This window comes from Stappia sp. ABD4_338 (genome assembly GCF_056312175.1).
In genome coordinates, this window is record NZ_CM149982.1 from 1,214,538 (window position 1) to 1,237,305 (window position 22,768).

Here is a 22,768-nt window from a genome sequence, read left to right on the forward strand (position 1 = left end):
TGAGACGCGAGCGGCAACTCATGGTCAGTTCGTCCGGCTCCAACCGGATTGCTTCAGTCATTTGCCCTGCGTTGCCTTGAGTAGGCGCGCCAGAGGCCTCGCGTGTCGATACTCACCTTAGATCGGATGACGTCCGGAGCGATCACCTTGAACTCCCGGTGATCCACCAGGAGGGCGAGCACATCGGCATCGTTCACAGCCTCATCCATGGCGACCAGTTTCGCATTGGGAAGAGAGAGGCGCGGCGGCAATTGCGCGATGTTGGGCTCGACCAGCATGATCTCGCCATCATGCTTTCTGCACAGGGCCTCGACAATCTCGATTGCCGGGCTTTCGCGAAGGTCGTCGGTGTCCGCCTTGTAGGCAAGGCCAAGGCAGGCGATGCGGTCTCCGGGGGAGGCGATGGCCATGATCTTGTCGACGACAAAGTCCGGCTTGCGGTCATTGACCTCGCGCGCCGTGCGCATGAGTGGCGCCGTTTCGCCGGCCGCGTGAACGATGAACCAGGGGTCGACGGCAATGCAGTGGCCGCCAACGCCGGGGCCTGGCTGAAGGATGTTGACGCGCGGATGGTGGTTCGCGAGGTCGATCACCTCCCACGGGTCGATGTCGAGGCCGTCGCACACCATGGACAGCTCATTGGCAAAGGCGATGTTCACATCGCGATAGGCGTTTTCGGTCAGCTTGACCATTTCCGCCGTGCGCGCATCGGTGGGGACGATCTTGCCCCGAACGAAGGTGCCGTAAAGAGCGGAGGCCGCCGTGGTCGCGGCCTTCGTCAGCCCGCCGACAATGCGGTCATTCTCGACCAGCTCGGTCATCATGCGCCCGGGAATGATGCGCTCGGGGCAATAGGCCATGAGAATGTCGCTTGCGTCCGACCCGTCCGCCGGGAAGGCGAGATCCGGCCGTGCGGCGGCGAGGGTGGCGGCCAGCCGCTCCAGGGTGCCGACCGGCGACGTGGACTCCAGGATGATCAGGTCGCCAGCCTTCAGAACAGGCGCAATGGAAACGCCCGCCGCATCGACATAGGACAGGTCCGGCGCGCGATCGGCCGTCAGCGGCGTGGGAACGGCGATGATGAAGGCGTCGGCGGGTTCCGGCTGCAAGACCGCCCGCAGCCTGCCCTCCTGCACCGTGCCGCGAACCATGGCGTCCAGCTCGGGCTCGAAAAAGTGGGCGCGGCCCTCGTTGATCTCGCTCACCGCGGTGGCGTTCACATCGACGCCGACAACCTCAACGCCCCGGCTGGCCAGAACAGCCGCGGTGGGCAGGCCGATGTAGCCCAGGCCGATCACGCTGACGGTTCCATAGCTCTGGTTCATTTCATGCTTCCTTTTCGCAAAACGGCCGGGTCACGCGTCGCGCGTCGACCGTTGCAAGAGGGTGTCCCTGATCCGGCCGCTCGCCCGGCCGTCGCCATAGGGGTTCTGCGCCCGGGCCATGGCCTGATAGCGATCCGTGTCCGTCAGAAGCGCCGTGACCCGGTCCCGGATGCGCTCCGCCGACGAGCCGACGAGCTCGGCGCAGCCGGCGGCAATGCCCTCGGGCCGCTCGGTGACGTCGCGCATGACGAGGACGGGCTTGCCGAGGCTCGGCGCTTCCTCCTGAACGCCGCCGGAGTCCGACAGGAGCAGGTGAGCCCGATCCATCAGGCGGATGAAGCGGCGGTATTCCTGAGGCTCCGTGAGGAGCACGTTGGGATGCCCCTTCACGATCTCGAACACGGGCTTGCGCACACGCGGGTTGAGATGGACGGGATAGAGAAAGCCGACCTCGAGATGGTCACGGGCGAGGGTGGAGATGGCACGGCAGATGTTCTCGAAGCCCTCGCCGAAGTTCTCCCGGCGGTGGCCGGTGATCAACACGAAGCGGGGGTGACGTGCCAGGAACTCCGTGATGTCGGACGCCATCTCGGGCGGATCGGCCCGGACGCTCTCGGCCGTTCTCAGCAGGGCATCGATGCCGGTGTTGCCCGTCACGACGATGTCGTCTTCGGCGACGCCTTCCTTGCGCAGGTTGTCGGCGGCGCCCTGGGTGGGGGCGAAGTGCACCCCGGCGACAAGACCCGCAACCCGCCGGTTCAGCTCTTCCGGGAAGGGGGCCTGAAGGTCATGGCTGCGCAGGCCGGCCTCGACATGGCCGACCGGGATGCCGAGATAGAACGCGCAAAGTGCCGCCACCATGACCGTGGTGGTGTCGCCCTGCACGAGGATCCAGTCCGGCTTCAGCCGCTTGAGCTCCGCCTCGACCTTGAGAAAGAGATTGCCGCTCAGCGTCGCCAGGGTCTGGTCCGGCTGCATCACCGCAAGATCAAGATCCGGCTTCAGCCCGAAGTCGGCAAGCGCGCGCTCGAGCATCTCCCTGTGCTGGCCGGTCGATACCAGGGTGCAGGAAAACGCCTCATGCTCGCGCAGGGCATGGACAAGCGGTGCCATCTTGACGCCCTCGGGGCGGGTTCCGACGATTACGGCAACATGGATCATCCCGGGACACGAGCTCCAGTCAAAGAGGGAATCGGTTTCGGGAGAATGTCCGCCAATGATGACGTGGATGTCTCCCATGTGCGCGATCGCGCGTAGTGCTGGCCCGCTTCGGAGATCCGGGCTCGCTGTTCCCCGTCGTGCGCCAGTGTTTCCATTCGCGCCGTCAGGGAGTCAATGTCACCCGGAGGGGTGAGAAGTGCATTTCCACCGCCGCCGACCAGCTCGACCAGGGCCGGCAGCTCCGAGATGATCACCGGCTTGCCGGCGGCCATGGCCTCGAGCGGTTTCAGCGCGGGGACCAGGCGCGTGAGGGGAATGTCCTTGCGCGGATACACGAAGGCATCGCACAGGCGGTAGTAGCGCGTGACCTCGGAGAAGGGAACGCGGCCGACAAGGCGGACGCGGTCCACCAGGCCCAGCTCACCAACAAGCTCGCCAAGACGACGCGCCACCGGCCCGTCGCCGACAAGCACGAGCCATGCCTCCAACCCGGCCGCGACCAGGCGCGAGAAGGCCTGCATGAGATCTTCCAGCCCCTCGTAGTGCTCCATGGACCCGATGAAGCCGAATACCGTGCCGCCGGAGGGGAGGCCAAGTTCCGCGCGCGGGTCTTCCTTATCCGTGGAGGCAAGGAACCTCTGCATATCGACCCCGTTGGGCAGAAGGGTGATGCGTTCCGCCGGGACGCCCCGATTGATCAGTTCTTCCCGAAGCGGAGACGAGATGGCGAAGACACCCTCCGCCTGCGACGCAATCATGGCCTCCATGCGGCGGGCGAGGTGGAAGCGCTCGGAGCGCTCCCAGCCATCGACCTTTGAGGCGCTGGTGAACTCCCAAAGCCCGCGGATGTCGTAGTGGAAGGGAAGGCCGGTGCGCCGGGCGGCCATCAGGGCCGGGAGCGCGTTGACATAATTCGATCCGGCCACGACACAGGTCGGCCGCTCGCGCTCGATCACCTCGACAAGCGCATCCGCCGCCGCGTCCGCGAAGACGGGAAGTGCCGTCTGGCTGGCGGAGGGGCCGGGCACATGCAGATAGCGAACGCCCTCGATTTCCCGCGCCGGAGCCGCTTCGTCCATGGCGCGGCTGTCGAAACGGTCCCACGGGTATCCGGGCCGCGTCACGCAGACCACATCATGCCCGCCGGCGCGCAGGGCCGACAGGATGCCATGCGTGCGCGTGGCATAGCCCGAGGTGTGATGGGGCAAGCTCAGGTGAGAGACATAGAGAAGCCGGGGCTTGCCGCCCTCGAGAGGGGCAAGCGCGGGAGAGGGGAGCGGAATGCCCTCCACGAGAACCCGGTGCTCCCGAATGATCTTTTCCCTCAACTCCGGACGCCGGCCGGTGTCGAGCCGTTCGAGAAGGCCGGCGGGTTCGGACAGGTGTCCGGCCCGATAGAGCAGGAAGGCCGCCTGTTCCATGACCTCGGGGGAGCCGTCGGTCTCCGCCGCGAGGCGGGCCAGGGCGGCGGAGATCGCCGGCCTGGAGGGAGCGAGCAGGCTGGCCGCCCGAAGCATGCTTTCGGCGCGATCACGCGGAGACAGCCGGCTTTGCGCTAGGCGGTCCTTCAGGGCCGTCAGATCGCCGGTTTCCGCATCGATCAGGTCAAGGGTCAGAAGGCTCTTGCGGCCGGAGCGGGGCAGCATCCGCCTTTCGAAGCTCGTCGTCCTGAGGCCCTTGCCCTTGCGGACAACCATCCTGTCAAAGCGGTGGAGGCGGTAGAGGCGCCACGGCAGGGCGAACGCATTCTTCCATGAAGAGCGCGCGCCAACGATCAATTCGCCAACCTGGTAGACGACCGTTGCCTCGAGGGCGCGGGCATATTCCTCGCGCGCACCCTTGTCCTGCCTGTTCAGTGTCATCTTCCTGCCAGTATCGGGTGTCGGGCGAGAAGCTCGCATGCGATGCGCTTGAGCCACCGATGCCGCACGTTGATCACGGGCGCAAGTTCTCCGGCGCCATGTGCACAGTATATTCGCGCCGCAAAACGCCGCATGCGCCGGGAGCGAAAGCGGGTTCGGGCCGCGAAGACATATCCTTTTGCCCGGGATCGCGCATTGTTCGAAATACGGATAGTTTGAGTCTTATTGAAGATAAAATAGTTCTTGTCGTCGAAGTGGACATGTTCCGCCGAGGCGAGGGCATCGTCATACATCAACCAGTCCTGCGACGCCGCGGCGCGGTGGAAGGTGATGGCCTCGGCCGCGCGGCGGCTGAAGATCACGCCGCCCAGGGGGCCGATGCGATTGATAAACCGCTGATAGGCCCGCAAGCGTGCCGTCGTCTTCGCGATCTCGACCAGCCGGCGGACGTGCCAGAACGACACCGCGCCTCCCGGCTCCATGACGAGGCGGGAGGTCACGACGAGATCCGGCGCCGGGGTTTGCCGGACCGCCCGCACTGCCGCATCGATCCACTGGTGGCCGAGGAGGTCATCCGAATCATGAAAGTGGATGAAGCGGCCGGTGGCATTGCGAAAGCCGAGTTCGCGCGCGGCCGGGGCGCCGCAGGGGCGCTCATGTCGCAACAGCTTCACCAATGTCGTGTCCCTGACCTCGAGGGGCGGGGAGGTGCCGTCATCGACGACGATCACCTCGACATCCGCGCGCGTGCCGATCTGGCCGCACAACTGGTCCAGGAGCCCGGTCAGCATCTCCTGCCTGCCGAAACAGGGGATGACAATCGAAAGCCATGGTGTCCCGTCCATCGGTCTTGCGCTCCTGGTGGTCTCATTGCCCTGCCACGTCGAGGGCGACTGCATTCCACCAGTTGCGGTCAGCCCTGGCGAAACACCCGTGTTGTGGGCTTCGAACCTGTCCATGGTGTGGCGCATGTCAAGCTTGCGGTTTTTCACCGTGGTGTTCTGGTGGGGGCGGCCACCCGGTTCCGGATGTGTTATGTGAGGCCTTGCATCTTCATCGGACGGATCAGGAGTACGGTTCGCCATGATCAGCTTTCGCGGTGTCAGGAAATCCTACCGCCTGAAGGGCATTCGGAAGATCATTGTCGACGATCTGACGCTCGACCTGCCGTCGGACCGCAACATCGCGATCCTCGGAGAGAACGGTGCCGGCAAATCGACGCTCATGCGGCTGATCGCGGGCGCGGAGCTGCCGGATCGCGGTCGCATTGCCCGTCATGGCACGGTTTCCTGGCCGCTGGGGTTCAACGGCGGGTTCAACGGCGACATGACCGGGTTTGAAAACGCGCGGTTCGTGGCGCGCATGTATGGCGAGGATACGGAGCGCATCGTGGCCTATGTGGAGGAGTTCTCCGAGCTTGGCCGCTCCATGTCCCTGCCGATCAAGACCTATTCGAGTGGCATGAAGGCGCGCCTCGGGTTTGGCGTCAGCATGGCGATCAATTTTTCCTGCTATCTGATCGACGAGGTCACCTCCGTGGGGGACGCCCGCTTCAAGCGCAAATGCGATCAGGTGTTCGAAGAGAAGATGCAGGACGCGAACATCATCATGATCTCGCACAGCATGGGAACCATCCGAAAGTTCTGCCAGAGCGGGTGCTTCCTGCAGGGAGGGCGGCTCTCCTACTACGAAGACGTGGAAGCCGCGATCGAGGCCTATACGCGCTCGCAGGAATAGGCCCCGACACAGCCCTTTCTGATCACTACCCCGCATCACCTTCCGGTTGTGCCGACGCGACGTTCCAGTAGCATGATATGGAACGGGGCTTTGCTGATCGGTACTGGGGGAATGGGGCATGAGCGAGCAGGCTGGAAGGGCTGTCGGCCAGTTGGAGCATGTCGTGGGGGCATTGATGCTCGCTCGCGGCGCGACAGATCAAACAGACACGTTTCTGGCATATCTGGTGGATATGGCGCTCCTGGAGGCGCAATCGCTTCTGGACCAGAGGCGGGCGGATGACTGACACGCCGGCCCCGGAGTGGTCTTCTGTGGACATCGCGGAGGCCCGCGCGCGGTTCAAGGCCGAAGATCCTGCCATGCATTCGCTTGCGACAGCCCTTCATGGGGAGGTCCTTCCGGCCTTCGTGCTGCTGCAGTTCGGGTATCTGGACGCGGGGCGCATCTTGCGCGAAACGCAACAGGAACAACCGCGCCTCGGCGTGGGACACCTGTTTTGTAAGTCATTGATTCTTATAGGGCGGAGTTTTCGTCGCGTGGGACACATTTTTCGCAGAAAACCGCCATTTTGAGCGTGTTTGCGAGTCTTCTCGACCGCACCATCCAGATCGGAAAAGAGGCCAGCCTTCGGGCTGGCCTTTTTCGTTCCCGGCCCGGGTCTCCCATAAAACGGGTCCGTCGTCCGGACGGGGTGCAAACTGTCCTTGCGGAATGCCCGGGGTGGGCAAGCCCGATTGTCGCCATAGATTTCGTTTGAGACACTGGCGACTTGCCGTTACAGCATGTTCGGCGAGGGGCGCAGGCTCGCGCCCCTTTCCGGTATCAGGGTACGGTCACACGGGCGCTCGCGTCGTGGTCGGCAGACGCCGAACCCGTCTTGCGGACGCCTGAGGCCCGGACACGCGCGAAACGCACGAGAGGAGGGCAGCTTGGCAGACGCGGACCAGGTTGAAACCACCGATGCCCTTCTGGAAATGCCGCCCGTGCGCGATGAGGAAGGGCGTGTTTCCCAGGATTTCCTCGCGCTCGTGCGCGCCGCCATCGAGACCGAGAACGCGGCGGCGCTGATCGGGCTCGCCGGCGACCTGCACGAGGCGGACGTCGCCGACCTCATCGAATCCCTTCCCGAGGACGAGTGGGTTCCCTTCGTCCGCCTGCTTGGCGAGGAATTCGACTACGCGGCGCTGACGGAACTCGACGAGTCCATGCGCCTGGCGATCCTGGACGGCTTGCCGAAGGATTCGCTGGCGGAAGGCATCGGCGAACTCGATTCCGATGATGCGGTCTACATCCTCGAGGACATGGAGCCCGAGGATCAGGCCGCGATTCTTGAGCAGCTTCCCTTTCTCGACAGGCTCCAGCTTCAGCGCGCGCTCGACTATCCCGAAGGCTCGGCCGGCCGTCTCATGCAGACGGACTTCATCGCCGTGCCCTCGTTCTGGAGCGTCGGGCAGACCATCGACTACATGCGCGAGGCAAAGGAGCTTCCCGACACCTTCCACGAGATCTTCACCGTCGATCCGGGCTTCCGGCTGATCGGCTCCGTGCCGCTCGACAAGATCCTGCGCACGCGCCGCGCGACCGAGATTTCGGAAATCATGACCGACGATCCGGTCACGTTCCGTGCCACCGACGACCGGGAGGACGTGGCCCGCAGTTTCGAGCGCTACAATCTGGTGTCCGCGGCGGCGGTGGACGATTCCGGACGGCTCGTCGGCATGCTGATGATCGACGACATCGTCGACGTCATCCAGGAAGAGGCGGAGGAGGACCTTCGCGGCCTCGCCGGCCTGGGCGACGAGGAGATTTCGGACACCGTCCTGGTCACGGCGCGTTCCCGCTTCAACTGGCTTGTCGTCAATCTCGGCACGGCCGTGCTCGCCTCCGTGGTGATCTCGCTTTTCGAGGGCACGATCGAGGCCATGGTGGCGCTTGCCGTGCTGATGCCGATCGTGGCCTCGATGGGCGGCAACGCCGGCACGCAGACCATGACGGTTGCGGTGCGGGCGCTCGCCACCCAGGAACTCGACGCGCGCAACATGTGGCGCGTGCTTCGCCGCGAGGTGCTCGTCAGTCTCCTGAACGGGGTGGCGCTGGCGGTGCTGATAGGGCTTTGCGCCTGGTTCTGGTTCGGCAATATCGGCCTTGGCGTGGTGATCGGAACCGCGATCGTGGTCAACCTGCTGTTTGCCGGCATGTCGGGCTTGCTCATTCCCGTCGTGCTTGAAAAGCTCCGAATCGATCCGGCGATCGCCTCATCGGTCTTCGTCACCACGGTGACCGATGTGGTCGGTTTTTTCGCCTTCCTCTGGATCGCCGCGCTGTGGTTCGGCCTGCCGCTCTGACTGCCGCCACGCCGCGTTTCTCAAAAGGTTTCGAACTGGAGACGTCCATGGCACCGCCGCCTCTTCGCGGGATTCTGGAAACCGCTGTCTATGTGAACGATCTTGAAAAGGCTCATGCCTTCTATGCCGGGGTCATCGGGCTCGAGCGCATGGTGACCGGCGACAGGCTCTTTGCCTACGACGCGGGGCTGGGCGAGACGCTTCTGGTCTTCGCGCGCGGGCAGACGGCCGAGGACACGGAAACGCCCGGTGGCGTGATCCCGGGGCACCACTCCGAGGGCCCCGCGCATTTCGCCTTCAAGATCGCGCCGGAGGACGTCGAGCCCTGGCGCGCGCATCTGGAAGGCAGCGGTGTCGCGATCCGCTCGACCGTGATCTGGCCGGCCGGCGGAACGAGCCTTTACGTGGACGATCCGGATGGCAACGTGGTCGAGTTCGCCGCGCCGGCCCTCTGGCCGAACTTCCAGGAGTAGAGGGACATGCAGCACGTTCTCCTCGTCGCGCTGGGTGGTGGGCTCGGGGCAGCCTGCCGGCATCTGGTGAGCCTGTGGACCCTGAAGACCTTCGGTCCGGGCTTTCCGCTCGGCACGATGGCGGTGAACGTGCTCGGCTCTCTGCTCATGGGACTTCTGGTCGGCTGGCTCGCCGCGCGCTCGAGCGGCGATACGGCGCTGCGCCTGGTGCTGGCGACCGGGTTCCTCGGCGGGTTCACCACCTTTTCCTCCTTTTCGCTCGACACGGTGTTCCTGTGGGAGCGGGGCGAGGGGCTGGCCGCGGCACTCTATGTGGGCGCTTCCGTGGTGCTGGGGATCGCCGGTCTCGTCGCGGGGCTGTGGGCGGTGCGAGCGCTGGCGAGTTGACGTTTCGCGCGACCGGCCGGGGGCGAGGCTTCGCTTGCTCTTGGCCCCTTGCCGCATTAGGTAGGGCGTTCCGCTGAAACGGGCGCTTGCGGCTTGCGCGCGCCGACGGCGACGCGCCGCACCGATGGCGTGCCCTTGAACCACGAAAAACGGGCTCCCCTGACGGGGACGTGCAGGACCGACGACCGACATGGCCGGCATCGAACAGATTACCGTCACCGCGGACGAGGCGGGCATGAGGCTCGACCGCTGGTTCAAGTCCCATTTTCCGGGCCTCGGCCATGGTCACCTGCAAAAGCTCCTGCGCACGGGCCAGGTCCGCGTCGACGGCAAGCGTGCCGAGACCTCGACCCGGGTGGCCACCGGGCAGGTGGTGCGCATCCCGCCGCTCGGGGTGGACGCCAACGTGAAGGCGCAGGACAACCCCAGCGCCAAGCCACGTTCGCGCAAGCTCGTCGACAGCGACCGCGAGGCGGTGGAGGCGATGATCCTCTATCGCGACCGTGAGGTGATGGTCCTCAACAAGCCCGCCGGCCTGGCCGTGCAGGGCGGGTCCGGCCTGACCCGGCATCTCGACGGGATGCTTGAAGCCTTCCGCAACCAGAAGGGCGAGAAGCCGCGCCTCGTGCACCGTCTCGACCGCGAGACCTCCGGCATCCTGCTGCTGGCGCTGACGCGCAAGGCGGCGGCCGAGATGTCCAAGTCGTTCCGCGCCCGCCAGACCCGCAAGATCTACTGGGCGCTGGTCGCCGGTGCGCCGAAGCCGCGCCAGGGCCGCATCTCCACCTATCTCGCCCGCGACGAGGGCGAGGAGCGGATGCGTGTCGCCCGGCATGGCGAGGACGACGCGCAGCATTCGCTGTCGCTCTACTCGGTGGTGGAGAATGCGGGCCAGAAGGTGTGCTGGGTGTCGCTGCGCCCGATCACGGGCCGCACGCACCAGCTTCGCGCCCACATGGCGCATGTCCACCATCCCATCGTCGGCGATCCCAAGTACTTCAACGTGGAGAACTGGGAGATGCCCGGCGGCATCCAGAACAAGCTGCATCTGCATGCGCGCCGCATCGTCATTCCCCATCCCTCGGGGCGGGGTGTGATCGACGTGTCCGCGCCGCTGCCCCCGCACATGCAGCAAAGCTGGAACCTGCTCGGTTTCGACGCCGCGCAATACGATCCCGAGACAGACGACCCCGAGGAGTGAGCAGGGCCTTGTACCTCGTCATCTTCGATTGCGACGGAACCCTCGTCGACAGCCAGGACACCATCGTGCGCGGCATGACCGCCGCCTTCGAGGAGGTCGGCCTGACGCCGCCCGACCGGCCGAGCGCGCTCTCCATCGTCGGCCTGTCCCTCGAGGTGGCCATCCGCCAGCTCGTCGGTCCGTCGCGGGAGCATCTCGTGCCGCAAATGGCGGAGGCTTACCGCCGCACCCAGATCGCCCGCCGTGCTTCCGGCCTCGACCACGATCCGCTCTATCCGGGTGCGCGCGAGGTGCTGGACGCCTTGCATGCACGCCCCGACGTGCTTCTGGGGATCGCCACCGGCAAGGCGCTGCGCGGCGTGCGCCACCTGCAGGAGGTCCATGACCTCAAGTATCACTTCGCCACGATCCAGACCGCCGATGCCGCGCCCTCCAAGCCTCATCCGGCGATGATCCTGCAGGCGATGGCGGAGACGGGAGTCGAGGCGGCGCGCACCGTGATGATCGGCGACACGAGCTTCGACCTCGATATGGCCCGCAATGCGGGTGTCGCCTCGATCGGCGTGACCTGGGGCTATCATGACCGTGCGGTGCTGGCCGGATGCGCGCCGACCGCACTGATCGACGGGTTCACGCAGCTTCCGGGCGAACTCGCAAGGCTGTTCGGCTGGGGCAAGGCGGGAGTGACCGGCGAGGCGGCCGGTCCGCAGCTTGGGGAGACGGCCTGATGCGCGATCTTCTGAACGATCTTGCCGACGATGCGGCGCAGAACCCGGTCGAGCGGGCGCGTGCCCTGTCGAAGCGCGAACTGCCGAAGCGCTTCTACAAGAGCGTCGCGGTCGCAAGCGGAGACGGGGAGGGCGCGGAGGCCCATGCCATCCTGCTCGACGGGCGTCCGGTGCGCACGAAGGCGCGCAACACGCTTGCGGTCGGACATGCCGACCTTGCCCGCCGGATCGCGGCCGAGTGGGAGGCGCAGGCGAAGGAGATCGATCCGGCGACCATGCCGCTCACCCGCATCACCCAGACGGCCATCGACGCGGTCGCGCAGCAGGCCGGTGAGGTGGCCGATGACGTGGTCGCCTATGCGGGCAACGACCTTCTGGTCTATCGCGCCGAGGCGCCCCAGGAACTGGTCGAGCGCCAGGACGCCCTGTGGGGCCCGGTCATCGCGCGGGCCGAGGCACGCTTCACGGGACGCTTCGTGCTCGCCGGCGGCATCATGCCGGTCAGCCAGGACGCCGCCATGCTTGCGCGCATTCGCGCCTCGCTGGAGGGCACATCCGCGCTGTATCTCACCGCGTTGCATGTGGCGACCACGATCACCGGGTCCGCGCTGCTGGCGCTGGCGCTCGGAGAGGCGGAGATGGACGTGGACGCGGTCTGGGAGGCTGCCTGCGTCGACGAGGACTGGAACATCGCCCAGTGGGGCCTCGACGGGGAAGCCGAGCAGTTGCGCGCGGTTCGAAGGGCGGATCTCGGTGCTGCGGCGCTGATCCTGGACGCCTGTCGCGGACGCGCCATCGACTGACGGACGCGTCCTTCGCGTGAAACAAGGGCGGCCTGCCGGAGGAGCTTCCGGCAGGCCGTTTTTCGGTGTGGCTTCGGTGAGGTCAGGTCAGTTGGGCGGTGATGGTCCACACCGTGCTCGCGCCGCCGTCGCTGCTGCCGGTCGCCACGGACGCGGTCGCGACGTAGTTGCCCGAGGTCACGTTGTCCTGGGAGGACGGCGTGCAGGGACAGGAGCCGCGCTTGTTCTTCGGCGTGAAGGCGTAGTTCAGCGTGAGCGAGTAGCTGCCGTTCGCGGTCGTTACCGTGACATAGCCCGAACAGGCGCCGTCCGTGCCGCCGCTCGAATAGGCATAGCCGCTGGCGCTGTTCTGGTCGGCGATCGAGGTGTTCTTGTCGAGGTCATGCAGGTTGCCGACGACCCCGTCGGAGGCGGTGACCGTGAGGTCGGAGCCGGATTGATTGACGATCTTGACGAGGCTTCCGTCGCAGCAGCTCATTGGGGGCAGTCCTTCTTCGGTCCGGGAGGGCGTCAGCCCAGCGTGACGGGGGTCTTGCGCTCGGCGAGTGCCGGGCGGACATCGCTCGAAAGCAGGCCGGAAATCCCGTAGGACTTCACGATGATCGGGTTCAGTCCGCTGACGATCGAGGCAAGCGGCTGATAGCTCGGCGAAAAGACCGTGATGACGTCCGTCATCTGCCAGCGCAGGACCACCAGGTCGTCATCGCCCGAGTTGGTCACCGTGTCCGACATGTAGGACGTGGTCTGCTCGTTGACGGAAACCTGCTGGAAGGTGGTCGATTCCGCGTTGAGGCTGGCGGAGATGCCGGCCGAGATCGGTCCCCAGCCGGCATGGGCGTCGACGCCGACGCTCGCGCCCACCGTCTCCTGGCTGGACGACGTCGTCTGGCGGCCCGAGACGATGGTGTAGCTCACGGTCCGGCTCTCGCCCATGCTCAGGCTGTAGCTGTCGCCCTGGAGGTTCCAGTACTGCTCGCGCGTGATGTAGTTGCTGCTCGACGCGCCGGACGGCGTGATGGTCGAGATGGCGACCATCACCAGCGGCGAGTTCACCGGAACCAGAACATTGGTCGTCGGCTGGGGGATCGAGCCGATGTCGTTGGGCTCGGTCAGAACCGAGTTGTCGACGGTGTACTGGGTCTCGCCCGAGGTGAGGGCATAGGCGCTGATGAAGCTGCCGCTGAGCGACGAGGTCATCACGAGATAGTCGCCGTCCGTGCCGTTCACGGGCGCATTGGAGTTCGGCTCGATGTGGCCGAGGAACACGCGCGTGCCCGCGCTGGTCGTGTTGTAGACCGCGATCTCCACCGGGAGCTTGTTGTAGACCTGAATGCTCACGGTTGTATCCGTCTCGGCCGCGCAGAGCTGGCCGGTCAGGGCCTTGGCGTAGAGTTCGTTCATGAGACCTCACCTTGGGCGTGATTACGCGCGAAAGCTAACACTCAAGGTAGTGTATATCAATATTGAGAATGATGTTTGTGAAAATTATCTGTTTTGCTTAGTATGTATGGCGGGCGCGCACGGGCGTGCCGGGACGGCCCGGGTGAGGCGCCTTCTCTCATAGCGTGTGGAACAGGAGGGGCGGATGCCGCGTGGGCTGGATTTCATCACCGTGGGCTTTTGGAACATCGAGAAGCACTACAAGATCACGGCCGACAAGAGCGTGCCCTTCGGCTACCAGATGAGCGCAAGCACGTATTTCGTGGTCGAGCAGATCGTGAACTGGTACCGCACGTACCATGTGGACGTGATCGTTCTGGCGGAGGTGGTCGACGGATCCGGCGCGGGCGACCGTTTCATGCACTACCTCGCAACCCGCCTGAACGCGGTCGGCTATCCGGCGCCCGCGTTTCGCAGCGGCTTTCGCTGGTCGCCGACCCGTTCGGGGACCAAGAGCGTCTGCAACTTCGGCTTTCTCTGGAACACCGAAGTCCCGGGACTGCAGGGCCTCGGGGAAAGGGTTTCCTGGTACTGGGAGAAGGACCACACGCGGCCGGCGCTGATCCTGCCGACAGGTGTCGCCACCATCGGCGCCATCCACGCCAAGGCGTCCAGGGGCAATAGAAAGGACGGCAAGCAGCCGCCCTACAATCAGGCCATGAAGGAAATCTCGGAGGCGGCCCTTCACATCGGCCGACAGAACCGGCCGGGCCTGCTGATCGGCGACATGAATGTTCCCTTCGACAGCGTACCGTTCGACTGGAAGAGGACCATGGCGCAATACGGATGGGGGCAGGTCCCGCCGAATGTCGCGCCGACCCATGTCACGCGCGGCCTTGACGAGTTCAAGCGATACGAAGGCCAGCATGCCTCGGTGCTCGACTACGCCTGGCGCAACCCCGGCATCGCTCAGTGCCTGCCGGAGAATCCGCACCCGGGCTATCAGTCGTGGGACTACGTGGACCACGCGCCGATCATGTATCACGTCGCGACCACGGCGAACGAACTGCCCATCGTGATCCTCGATGAGAAGAAGAACGAGGGGCAAGGCCGGCCGGCCGCCGCGCGCCGGCCGGTTCCCGCCTGAGGGTCACCCGCTCCGGCTCAGCACCCCCTTCACGATCAGGTCCGCATGGGCTTCGGCAAAGCGATCCGGCGGGATCGGGTCGAAACGCTCGAAGACCATCTTCCACACGATCGCCATGACGGCGGGCGCGGCCAGGACGACCGGAAGATCGGTCGCGGCGGAGGGGGAGAATTCCCCGCGCGCGATGCCGCGCTCCACGACGCGCGCAAGCATTGCCCTGCCGCGCGAGATGACGTTGCGGTGGTAGTTCTCCGCCACGTCGGGGAACCGGTTTCCTTCCGTGATGATGATGCGCATGAGGACATGCAGCCCGTCCTCGAAGAGCGCCTTGTGCAGGCGGGAGATGGCCACGCGCAGCAATTCCTCGGTGGTGCCCGGAAAGCTGTCGACCATGCTGTCCAGACCGCCCAGAACCGGAGTCAGCCGCGCGTTCAGCGCCGCCTCGAACAGATCCTCCTTGCTGGAGAAATAGCGGTAGATCGTGCCCTTGGCGATGCCTGCACGGCGGGCCACGTCGTCAAGGCGTGCCGCCGCGAATCCCTTGTCCGCGAATTCCTCGAGCCCGGCGGATATGATCTCGCCCGGCCGCGCTTCCTTGCGCCGTCTGCGGCGGGGCTGTTTCTCCTCCGGCGGGTGCGACAGCGTGTCGGGCTTACGTGACGTCGGCGGCATTGCGGCTCCCGGGGTCTTCTGTTAATGACTTTCTGGTCATTAAAGGGAAAATGCCATGACCGCTCCCGTTTCGTCCAGTCCCGATTCCGCCGAAAGCGCCGGTTCCGAGCCCCGGCGGGCCGCCGCGAGGGACCTGCCGCTGGAGGTGGTCGGCCGTGATCGGCCCAACGGCGGGAGCACGTCCTCTTCCTCGCCGGCGGCGAGGCGGCGCGGGCGGGTCGGGCGCCTGGTCGGGGTCGTGCTTCTTCTTGCGCTGGGCGTGGGGGCGGGGATCGGCGTACAGCGTTCCGGCCTTGTCGAGACGCTTGTGTCGCGCCTGCAGACGCAAGAGCTACCGGATGCGACGGGCTCCCGGAGTGCGGCCACCCTTGACCGGCCCCCGGCGGCCGATGCGACGCGCAGGGGCGGCGGTCCGGGGCTTGTCTACGGGCTTGGAAGACTGGTGCCGGACGGGTTCGTGATCACGGTCTCCGCGCCTTTCGGGGCCGGGGACGCGCGCATTGCCCGGCTCGCGGTCAGGGAGGGCGACCGTGTCGAGCGCGGGGATCTTCTGGCCGAGCTCGACAATGCCGATACCCATGCGGCTGCGGTGACCTCGGCGCAGGCGAATGTCGCGCTGCGCGAGGCGGAGCTCGCGCGGGCGAAGGTCGCGGCCATCGCAAGCCTTGGGGAGACCCGGGCGGCTCTCGGGCGTGCGCAGGTCTCTCTTGCAACGGCGAAGCGCGATCTTGCCCGCGCGGATGAGCTTATCGCGGGCGGTCACATGACCCAGGCCGCCTATGACGACCGCAGCGACGCGGTGGTCGCGGCGCGTCACGAGGTGGACCGGCTGACGGCCAGCCTCGCGCGCTACCGGGAGGACGAGAACGGTGTCGCGCCGGATGTCGCGGTTGCCGCGCGCGCGCTCGAGGTGGCCCGCGCGGCGCTCGTTTCCGCCCGCAGCGATCTCGCGCGATCGCGGGTCCGCGCGCCCGAGGCGGGGGTGGTCCTCGACATTCGTGCCCGGGCGGGCGAGCGGCCAGGAACCGACGGCATTCTGGATCTCGGCGAGATCGACCGGATGCAGGCGGAGGTGGAGGTCTACCAGACCCAGATCGGGCAGGTGTCCGTCGGCGACCCGGTGACGCTGACCGCCGACGCCTTTTCCGGCGAGGTTCGCGGCACCGTCACGCGCATCGGCTGGGAGGTCGGACGCCAGACGGCGACGGAGGCCGATCCGGCGGCGCGCACGGACGCGCGGGTCGTCAAGGTCTATGTCGGCCTGACACCCGAGGCAGTGGCGCGCGTGCGCCGCTACACCAACCTTCAGGTCACCGCCCGCATCGAGACGGGCGAGGGGCCGGAAGGCCAGGGCGGCGAGGCCGGGCAATGACGGCGCTTCTTTCGCGTCTTCTCGGGCGGCTTCCCATTGGCTGGCTGCAGCTCACGCACAACCGCGGCCGGCTTGCCGCGGCCCTTGCCGGTGTCGCCTTCGCCAACATTCTCGTTTTCATGCAGCTCGGGTTTCTGGGCGCGCTGATCGAGAGCATCCGCCTGCCCTACAAGGCGCTTCACGCGGATGTTCTCGTGTCCGCCTCCGATGCCAACACGCTGTTCGACGGCTCCCCCCTGCCGCGCAACCGGCTATATCAGGCGCTTTCCGTTTCCGGCGTCGAGGCGGCGGAAAGTGTCTACTACGGCCGCATCGACTGGAAGCAGCCGGACGGAACGCTGCGCACCATGGATGTTTTCGGCGTCGATCCGTCCGGGCAGGCGTTTTCCGATCCGGAGCTTCAGGCAAAGCTGCCGGTGCTGGCATTGCCCGACCGGGCCCTGATGGACCGCAAGACCCGCAACGCTCCCGCCGGGCTTTTCCCGGCCATCGACGCGGGGAGCACCTATGACTTCGAAACGCGCGGACGCACGCTCACGGTGGTCGACACCTTCACCATCGGAGGCGGTTTCGCCGCCGACGGCTATATCGTCGTCTCCGACCAGACCTTCCTGCGGCTGTTTCCCGCCCGTCTGCCCGGCGCGCCCAACTACATCCTGCTGAGGCTGTCGCCGGAGGCGTCGCGCGCGCGGGTTCTGGAGGACCTGCGCGCGGCGCTTCCCGCCTCCGACACGTCCGTGCGTGCGCCGGAGGAAGCGATGGCCGACGACCAGCGGTTCCAGACGACGCAGAAGCCGGTGGGCGTCGTTTTCGGGTTCGGCGTGGTGATCGGGTGCCTGGTCGGCGTCATCATCGTCTATCAGGTGCTGTCCACGGACGTGGCCGACCACATCCGCGAGTATGCGACCTTCAAGGCCATCGGCTACGGGCGCGGCTTCTTCCTGGGCATCGTGTTCGAGGAAGCCTTTATCCTGGCGTTTCTCGGCTTCGTTCCGGGCACCCTCATTTCAACGGGGCTCTACGCGCTGGTGCAGGCGGGCACGGGCCTGCCGATCTGGATGACGCAGACGCGGCCCCTCATCGTCTTTGCGGGCACGCTCGTCATGTGCGCCGCCTCGGGGGCCATCGCCACGCGTCGGCTTGCGCGGGCGGAACCGGCGGAGCTGTTCTGATGGATGCCGAAACCGGGAACGAGGCGATCCGCGTGGCCGGGCTGAAGCACTGGTTCGGCACCGGCGAGGCACGCAAGCAGGTGCTCTACGACATCGACCTCACGCTGCATCGCGGGGAGTTCGTCATCCTGCTCGGCGCATCGGGATCGGGCAAGACGACGCTGCTCACGCTCATCGGCTGCCTGCGCCAGGTGGAGGAGGGGTCGGTGTGCCTGCTCGGGCGCGAACTTAACGGCGCCGACGAGGCGCTGCTCGTCACCTGCCGCCGTGAACTCGGCTTCATCTTCCAGGCGCACAACCTGCATGAAAGCCTGACGGCCCTGCAGAACGTGCGCATGGGGCTGGAGGTGCACGGACGCCGGGCGATGGGACGCTGGCGCGAGGCCGCGACGCACCTTCTCTCCCTGTTGGGGCTGGAAGAGCGGCTCGACTACCTGCCGGGCAACCTGTCGGGCGGGCAGAAGCAGCGTGTCGCGGTTGCCCGCGCGCTCGTCGGGAACCCGCGCGTGGTGCTCGCCGACGAGCCGACGGCGGCCCTGGACCGGGACAGCGGGCATACGGTGGTGGAGATGTTGCGTGATCTGGGGCGGATGCGCGGGACCACCACGCTGATGGTCACCCATGATCCGCGCATCATCGAGATGGCGGACCGGATCGTGCGCATGGAGGACGGCCGCATCGTGGAGGAGGGGCCGCCGCGACCGGGTCTTGCCTGACCTGATCGCAGGTGATCCCCGGTTTCAGATCTCGAAGTCGGGGATCTCGGCCACCGCATCACGCAGCTTTTCCGACCACATGCGCGAGAGGTCCGCGAAATAGGGATCGTTTTCCTCGATCCGCGTCTGGCGATGGGCGGAAAAGCTGTCGGTGTTGTAGAGCAGCATGTCGATGGGCATTCCCACCGACAGGTTGGAGCGCAGCGTCGAGTTGAACGACAGGAGCACGAGCTTCGCCGCCTGTCCGAGGCGCATTTCCTTGTCCGTGACCCGGTCGAGGATCGGCTTGCCGTATTTGTGCTCCCCGATCTGCAGGAAGGGCGTGTCGGCGGAGGCCTCGATGAAGTTGCCGGCCGAATAGATCTGGAACAGGCGCGGCGCCTCGCCCCTGATCTGGCCGCCGAGCAGGAAGGTGACGCTGAAACTCTCGGAGTTCTTGGCCAAGGCGTCGCCGTCGATCGCGCGCACGTCGCGGATCGCCTGTCCGACGAGGCGGGCGGCCTGGAACATGGTCTCGACCGTGTGAAGCGAGGGCGTGCCGCTTTCCCCGTGGGCGATGCGCTCGCCCAGAAGCGAGACCACGGCCTGGGTCACGGCGAGGTTGCCGGCCGACAGCAGGCAGAGCACCCGGTCGTCGGTCTTTTCCCACACCTGCAGCTTCTTGAAGGTGGCGACGTTGTCGAGACCGGCATTGGTGCGCGTGTCGGCGGCCATGACGAGGCCGCGATCCAGTTTCAGGCCAACGCAATATGTCATTGTGGCAGGCTCGTTGCCGGCGGGGCCGGTCTGGTTTTCGGGTGGGTTCGCAAACGACTCATGTCGCCGGGAACCGGAACTTTGACAGGCGCGCCGCGCGCCCGCAATGGCGTTTGCCGGGGTCTGCGCGACGGCCGGTTACTGTTGTTGCGCCTGCGCGCCGGCGCTGGTCACGGCCACCTCGACGGACATGTTCTCGTCGTTGCCGCCAGCGCGGATTCCCCGGATCGGGGCGGCGGATCGCGAATCCAGTCCGCTCGTGAGGCGGATGTAGTGGTCGGTGGGACAGATGCCGTTCGAGACGTCGAAGCCGACCCAGCCCAGCGCGGGGAGCTTCACCTCCGCCCAGGCGTGATGCGCCTCCGAGTCCTGCTCATCCTCCAGCAGCAGGTAGCCCGAGACATAGCGCGCCGGGAGCCCCGCGAGGCGGGCGGCGGCGATGAAGATATGCGCGTGATCCTGGCACACGCCGTGTCCGGCGGCCATCGCATCGGCGGCGGCGGTGTGCACCTCGGTCACGCCGGTCACATAGGCGACCTTGTCGCGGATCGCATGCATGAGGTCGTGGCAGCCGGCGAGGGCGTCCTCGCTCGTGGCGAGCCCGGAGAGCTTGCGGATCGCGGCGTTGGGTTTGGTCAGCGGTGTCAGCCGCAGGTAGACCGGCTCGGGCGCCGTGTCGCGTGTCTCGCCGACCACGCCCGCGGTGTTCAGGGTTTCGACCTCGCCCTCGACGGTGATGGCGATCTCGGACACCGGTTCGCGGTGGCTTGCCATGTCCACACGGTTGCCGAAGGCGTCGGTGTAGTGGGGCGTGTGCGCGTGACCGGGCACATCGACATGCCAGGCGACGATCTTCTGCGTCGGCATGTCGGGCGGATACAGCCGGAGCTGCTGCACCAGATGGGCGATCGGGTGTTCGTAGCGGTAGCGGGTGACGTGTTTCACTTGGAGGCGCATGGCGGCTCATTCTCCGTGAGTCATGCCTGCGGTCAAGGAAGACGCGACGTCCTCGCCGGCAAGGGCATCCGCCCGGTGCGGATGCTCAGGCAAAATTGTAGTCCTTCGCGAGCTGCATTCCGAGCGTGTTGTTGCGCCGGATCATGTCTATGAGGAACTCGTGCAGGCCGCTCTGGAAGATCTCCTGCATCGAGCCCTGCGCCAGGATGGCATGGGCCTCCTGCGCCAGCGTGCAGCTTTCCGGTCGCTCGCCGTAGCGTTCGGCCAGATCGTCCAGGCTGCCGCTGATCCAGTCGTAGCAATAGGCCAGCGAACGCGGCATCTCCTTTCGCAGGATCAGGAACTCGGCCACGTTGAAGGGGCGCACATGCGCGTCGCGATAGGCGTGCCGGTAGCTGCGGTTGGCCGAGACGGAGCGCAGGATCGTGGACCACTGGTAGCGGTCGAGGCTGCCGCCGACGACCTCGTTGTCGGGCAGGAGGATCCAGTATTTCACGTCGAGGATCCGGGCCGTGTTGTCGGCGCGCTCGATGAAGGTGCCGAACTGGGAGAAGTGATAGCCCTCGTCGCGCATGAGCGTGCCGAGCAACGCGCCGCGAAACAGCATCGAGCGCTGCTTGATCCAGGCCAGGAAGTCCGGCAGCCGGTCGTCGCTCATGTGCTGCGGGCGCACCTCCATGAACTCGATGTAGGTGGTGTTGATGCTTTCCCACATCTCGCCGGTGATGGCGGTGCGCACCGAGCGGGCGTTGTTGCGCGCGGCCTCGATGCAGGAACGCACCGAGGAGGGGTTGTCGGGATCGAACAGCATGTGCGCCACGACGGAGCGCTTGGTGAACTCGTCGTATTTCGCGAGGAAAGCCTGTTCGCATCCGGCGCTGGCAAGCGTGGAATGCCAGTCGTCGGCGGTGTCCTGCCCCAGACGCGGGGTCATGGCGATGCGGTAGCCGACCTCCAGCAGGCGCGCCATGTTCTCGGCGCGCTCGTTGTAGCGGGAGGTCCAGAAGAGCGAGGCGGCGGTACGGCCGAGCATGTCGTCAGTCCTCCAGAACCCAGGTGTCCTTGGTGCCGCCGCCCTGGCTCGAGTTGACCACGAGCGACCCTTTCTTCAGCGCGACGCGGGTCAGCCCGCCGGGGGTGATGCGCACCGTGTCCCCGACCAGGACGTAGGGGCGCAGGTCCACGTGCCGGGGCGCCAGTCCTGAGGCGACATGGGTGGGGCAGGTGGACAGAGACAGCGTCGGCTGGGCGATGTAGTTGGACGGATTGGCCTTGAGACGGCGGGTGAATTCGGCCAGCTCGCGCTTGGAGGCGGTCGGGCCGATCAGCATTCCGTAGCCGCCCGATCCGTGCACCTCCTTCACCACGATCTCGGAGAGATGATCGAGCACATAGGCGAGATCCTCCGGCCGCGCACAGTTCCACGTCGGCACGTTCTTCAGGATCGGTTTCTGGCCGGTGTAGAACTCGATGATGTCCGGCACATAGGCGTAGATCGCCTTGTCGTCGGCGATGCCGGTGCCCGGCGCGTTGCAGATGGTGACGTTGCCGGCCCGGTAGGCGTCGAAGAGGCCGGGCACGCCGAGCATGCTGTCGGGGCGGAAGGTGAGGGGGTCGAGGAAGGCGTCGTCGATGCGCCGGTAGATCACATGGACCTGTTCCGGCGCCTGGGTGGTGCGCATCCACACCTTGCCGTCGTCCACGAAGAGATCGCGCGCCTCGCAGAGCTCCACGCCCATGGAATCGGCCAGGAAGGCGTGCTCGAAATAGGCGGAGTTGAAGATGCCGGGCGTCAGCACGCAGACGCGTGGCCGACGGTCGCAATTGCGCGGCGCGACGCTTTCCAGCGTATCGCGCAGCATGTCGGGATAGTGCTCGATGGGCGCGACCCGGTTCTGCTGGAACAGCTCGGGGAACATGCGCATCATCGTCTCGCGGTTCTCCAGCATGTAGGAGACGCCGGACGGCGTGCGCGTGTTGTCCTCCAGCACGTAGAATTCGTCCTCGCCGACGCGCACGAGGTCCGTGCCTATTATATGGGCATAGACGCGTCGCGGCGGGGAGAAGCCGACCATTTCCGGCAGGAACGCCTCGTTCTGGATGACGAGTTCGGCCGGAATGCGCCCGGCGCGGATGATTTCCTGGCGGTGGTAGATGTCGTGCAGGAAGGCGTTGAGGGCGCGCACGCGCTGGTCGATGCCGGCCGACAGGCGCCGCCATTCGGCGGCCGAGATCACGCGCGGCACGATATCGAAGGGGATGAGGCGCTCGGTCGCCTCGTTGGCGCCGTAGACGGCGAAGGTGATGCCGAGGCGGCGGAAGATGGTTTCGGCCTGGCGCGACTTCTTGCGCATGTCGGCGGGGGACAGGGTCTCGAACCATTCGGCAAGGCGCCGGTAGGGCTGACGTGGTCGGCCGTCCGGGTCGAGCATCTCGTTGAAGAATACGGTCTCAGCCATTTTCCCCCCTTTTCGCCGGCCTGTTCGCGGCAGCCCCGTCGCCGGGATCGCTCCCTGGCGTTCCGGCACGCACACCGTCACGGCGCGAGGCGCGTACCGGGTGGCTGCCTCATTT

The 22,768-nt window shown here is 66.2% G+C and carries 24 protein-coding genes; 13 read left to right on the forward strand and 11 right to left on the reverse strand.

Annotated features, from left to right (window positions below; genetic code table 11):
- Positions 1-53: 53 nt before the first annotated feature.
- From wecC to ACYX4S_RS05580, 4 genes are read right to left on the reverse strand one after another with little or no spacing between them, the layout of a single operon-like run.
- Complete coding sequence (wecC, locus tag ACYX4S_RS05565) at positions 54-1,325, reverse strand: UDP-N-acetyl-D-mannosamine dehydrogenase (protein ID WP_476362180.1); 1,272 nt, start codon at positions 1,323-1,325, stop codon at positions 54-56.
- 30 nt (positions 1,326-1,355) lie between these two features.
- The gene (gene wecB / locus ACYX4S_RS05570) at positions 1,356-2,486 is read right to left on the reverse strand and encodes a non-hydrolyzing UDP-N-acetylglucosamine 2-epimerase (RefSeq protein ID WP_476362181.1); all 1,131 of its coding nucleotides are present in this window, start codon (positions 2,484-2,486) and stop codon (positions 1,356-1,358) included.
- Positions 2,483-4,348 (reverse strand): glycosyltransferase, encoded by a 1,866-nt coding sequence (locus ACYX4S_RS05575; RefSeq protein ID WP_476362182.1) that lies wholly within the window; start codon positions 4,346-4,348, stop codon positions 2,483-2,485. Before ACYX4S_RS05575 ends, wecB begins: the two co-directional genes overlap by 4 nt.
- Positions 4,345-5,433: a glycosyltransferase family 2 protein gene (locus tag ACYX4S_RS05580; RefSeq protein ID WP_476362183.1), complete on the reverse strand. Its 1,089-nt coding sequence runs from the start codon at positions 5,431-5,433 to the stop codon at positions 4,345-4,347. The genes ACYX4S_RS05575 and ACYX4S_RS05580 overlap by 4 nt, the downstream gene beginning before the upstream one ends.
- Between ACYX4S_RS05580 and ACYX4S_RS05585 the strand changes: the two genes are divergently transcribed.
- The 9 genes from ACYX4S_RS05585 (at position 5,432) to ACYX4S_RS05625 (ending at position 12,022) form a co-directional block, all read left to right on the forward strand.
- A complete protein-coding gene (locus ACYX4S_RS05585) occupies positions 5,432-6,085 on the forward strand; it encodes an ABC transporter ATP-binding protein (protein WP_293718247.1) in 654 nt (217 codons plus the stop codon). The genes ACYX4S_RS05580 and ACYX4S_RS05585 overlap by 2 nt on opposite strands.
- Positions 6,086-6,203: 118 nt before the next feature.
- Positions 6,204-6,371, forward strand: coding sequence for a hypothetical protein (locus ACYX4S_RS05590; protein ID WP_422069143.1), 168 nt, complete (start codon positions 6,204-6,206; stop codon positions 6,369-6,371).
- The gene (locus tag ACYX4S_RS05595; RefSeq protein WP_476362184.1) at positions 6,364-6,657 is read left to right on the forward strand and encodes a hypothetical protein; all 294 of its coding nucleotides are present in this window, start codon (positions 6,364-6,366) and stop codon (positions 6,655-6,657) included. The genes ACYX4S_RS05590 and ACYX4S_RS05595 overlap by 8 nt, the downstream gene beginning before the upstream one ends.
- A gap of 402 nt (positions 6,658-7,059) precedes the next feature.
- Entirely contained in the window at positions 7,060-8,430 is a 1,371-nt protein-coding gene (gene mgtE / locus ACYX4S_RS05600; RefSeq protein ID WP_476362822.1) for a magnesium transporter, read from the forward strand.
- A gap of 47 nt (positions 8,431-8,477) precedes the next feature.
- A complete protein-coding gene (locus ACYX4S_RS05605; RefSeq protein ID WP_422069141.1) occupies positions 8,478-8,903 on the forward strand; it encodes a VOC family protein in 426 nt (141 codons plus the stop codon).
- A gap of 6 nt (positions 8,904-8,909) precedes the next feature.
- On the forward strand, positions 8,910-9,290 hold the full coding sequence (gene crcB / locus ACYX4S_RS05610) for a fluoride efflux transporter CrcB (RefSeq protein WP_476362185.1): 381 nt from the start codon (positions 8,910-8,912) through the stop codon (positions 9,288-9,290).
- Between the two features lie 190 nt (positions 9,291-9,480).
- The gene (locus ACYX4S_RS05615) at positions 9,481-10,491 is read left to right on the forward strand and encodes an RluA family pseudouridine synthase (RefSeq protein ID WP_293718258.1); all 1,011 of its coding nucleotides are present in this window, start codon (positions 9,481-9,483) and stop codon (positions 10,489-10,491) included.
- Entirely contained in the window at positions 10,488-11,219 is a 732-nt protein-coding gene (locus ACYX4S_RS05620) for an HAD-IA family hydrolase (RefSeq protein WP_476362186.1), read from the forward strand. Before ACYX4S_RS05615 ends, ACYX4S_RS05620 begins: the two co-directional genes overlap by 4 nt.
- Positions 11,219-12,022: an ATP12 family chaperone protein gene (locus tag ACYX4S_RS05625; protein WP_422069138.1), complete on the forward strand. Its 804-nt coding sequence runs from the start codon at positions 11,219-11,221 to the stop codon at positions 12,020-12,022. The genes ACYX4S_RS05620 and ACYX4S_RS05625 overlap by 1 nt, the downstream gene beginning before the upstream one ends.
- An 82-nt stretch (positions 12,023-12,104) precedes the next feature.
- On the opposite strand, the gene ACYX4S_RS05630 is transcribed toward ACYX4S_RS05625, so the two are convergent.
- Together ACYX4S_RS05630 and ACYX4S_RS05635 are read right to left on the reverse strand one after the other, a co-directional pair.
- On the reverse strand, positions 12,105-12,500 hold the full coding sequence (locus ACYX4S_RS05630) for a hypothetical protein (protein WP_293718264.1): 396 nt from the start codon (positions 12,498-12,500) through the stop codon (positions 12,105-12,107).
- A 32-nt stretch (positions 12,501-12,532) separates the two neighbouring features.
- Complete coding sequence (locus ACYX4S_RS05635) at positions 12,533-13,423, reverse strand: hypothetical protein (protein ID WP_476362187.1); 891 nt, start codon at positions 13,421-13,423, stop codon at positions 12,533-12,535.
- A gap of 184 nt (positions 13,424-13,607) precedes the next feature.
- Here ACYX4S_RS05635 and ACYX4S_RS05640 point away from each other — a divergent pair, with 184 nt between their 5' ends.
- The gene (locus tag ACYX4S_RS05640) at positions 13,608-14,549 is read left to right on the forward strand and encodes an endonuclease/exonuclease/phosphatase family protein (RefSeq protein WP_476362188.1); all 942 of its coding nucleotides are present in this window, start codon (positions 13,608-13,610) and stop codon (positions 14,547-14,549) included.
- Between the two features lie 3 nt (positions 14,550-14,552).
- On the opposite strand, the gene ACYX4S_RS05645 is transcribed toward ACYX4S_RS05640, so the two are convergent.
- Positions 14,553-15,221, reverse strand: coding sequence for a TetR/AcrR family transcriptional regulator (locus tag ACYX4S_RS05645; protein WP_476362189.1), 669 nt, complete (start codon positions 15,219-15,221; stop codon positions 14,553-14,555).
- Positions 15,222-15,276: 55 nt separating this feature from the next.
- On the opposite strand from ACYX4S_RS05645, the gene ACYX4S_RS05650 reads away from it, so the two are divergent.
- From ACYX4S_RS05650 to ACYX4S_RS05660, 3 genes are read left to right on the forward strand one after another with little or no spacing between them, the layout of a single operon-like run.
- Entirely contained in the window at positions 15,277-16,593 is a 1,317-nt protein-coding gene (locus ACYX4S_RS05650) for a hypothetical protein (protein ID WP_476362190.1), read from the forward strand.
- The gene (devC, locus tag ACYX4S_RS05655) at positions 16,590-17,765 is read left to right on the forward strand and encodes an ABC transporter permease DevC (protein ID WP_476362191.1); all 1,176 of its coding nucleotides are present in this window, start codon (positions 16,590-16,592) and stop codon (positions 17,763-17,765) included. The genes ACYX4S_RS05650 and devC overlap by 4 nt, the downstream gene beginning before the upstream one ends.
- Positions 17,765-18,481 (forward strand): ATP-binding cassette domain-containing protein, encoded by a 717-nt coding sequence (locus ACYX4S_RS05660; protein WP_422069132.1) that lies wholly within the window; start codon positions 17,765-17,767, stop codon positions 18,479-18,481. Before devC ends, ACYX4S_RS05660 begins: the two co-directional genes overlap by 1 nt.
- A gap of 24 nt (positions 18,482-18,505) precedes the next feature.
- Here the strand turns inward: ACYX4S_RS05660 and ACYX4S_RS05665 are convergent, their stop codons facing one another.
- The 4 genes from ACYX4S_RS05665 to ACYX4S_RS05680 all read right to left on the reverse strand — a co-directional run bounded on the left by ACYX4S_RS05665 (position 18,506) and on the right by ACYX4S_RS05680 (position 22,626).
- Complete coding sequence (locus ACYX4S_RS05665; RefSeq protein ID WP_293718278.1) at positions 18,506-19,237, reverse strand: proteasome-type protease; 732 nt, start codon at positions 19,235-19,237, stop codon at positions 18,506-18,508.
- Between the two features lie 138 nt (positions 19,238-19,375).
- Positions 19,376-20,194, reverse strand: coding sequence for a transglutaminase family protein (locus tag ACYX4S_RS05670; RefSeq protein ID WP_476362192.1), 819 nt, complete (start codon positions 20,192-20,194; stop codon positions 19,376-19,378).
- Between the two features lie 85 nt (positions 20,195-20,279).
- Positions 20,280-21,227: an alpha-E domain-containing protein gene (locus ACYX4S_RS05675; protein WP_293718281.1), complete on the reverse strand. Its 948-nt coding sequence runs from the start codon at positions 21,225-21,227 to the stop codon at positions 20,280-20,282.
- 4 nt (positions 21,228-21,231) lie between these two features.
- Positions 21,232-22,626 (reverse strand): circularly permuted type 2 ATP-grasp protein, encoded by a 1,395-nt coding sequence (locus tag ACYX4S_RS05680; RefSeq protein WP_476362823.1) that lies wholly within the window; start codon positions 22,624-22,626, stop codon positions 21,232-21,234.
- Between the last annotated feature and the right edge of the window lie 142 nt (positions 22,627-22,768).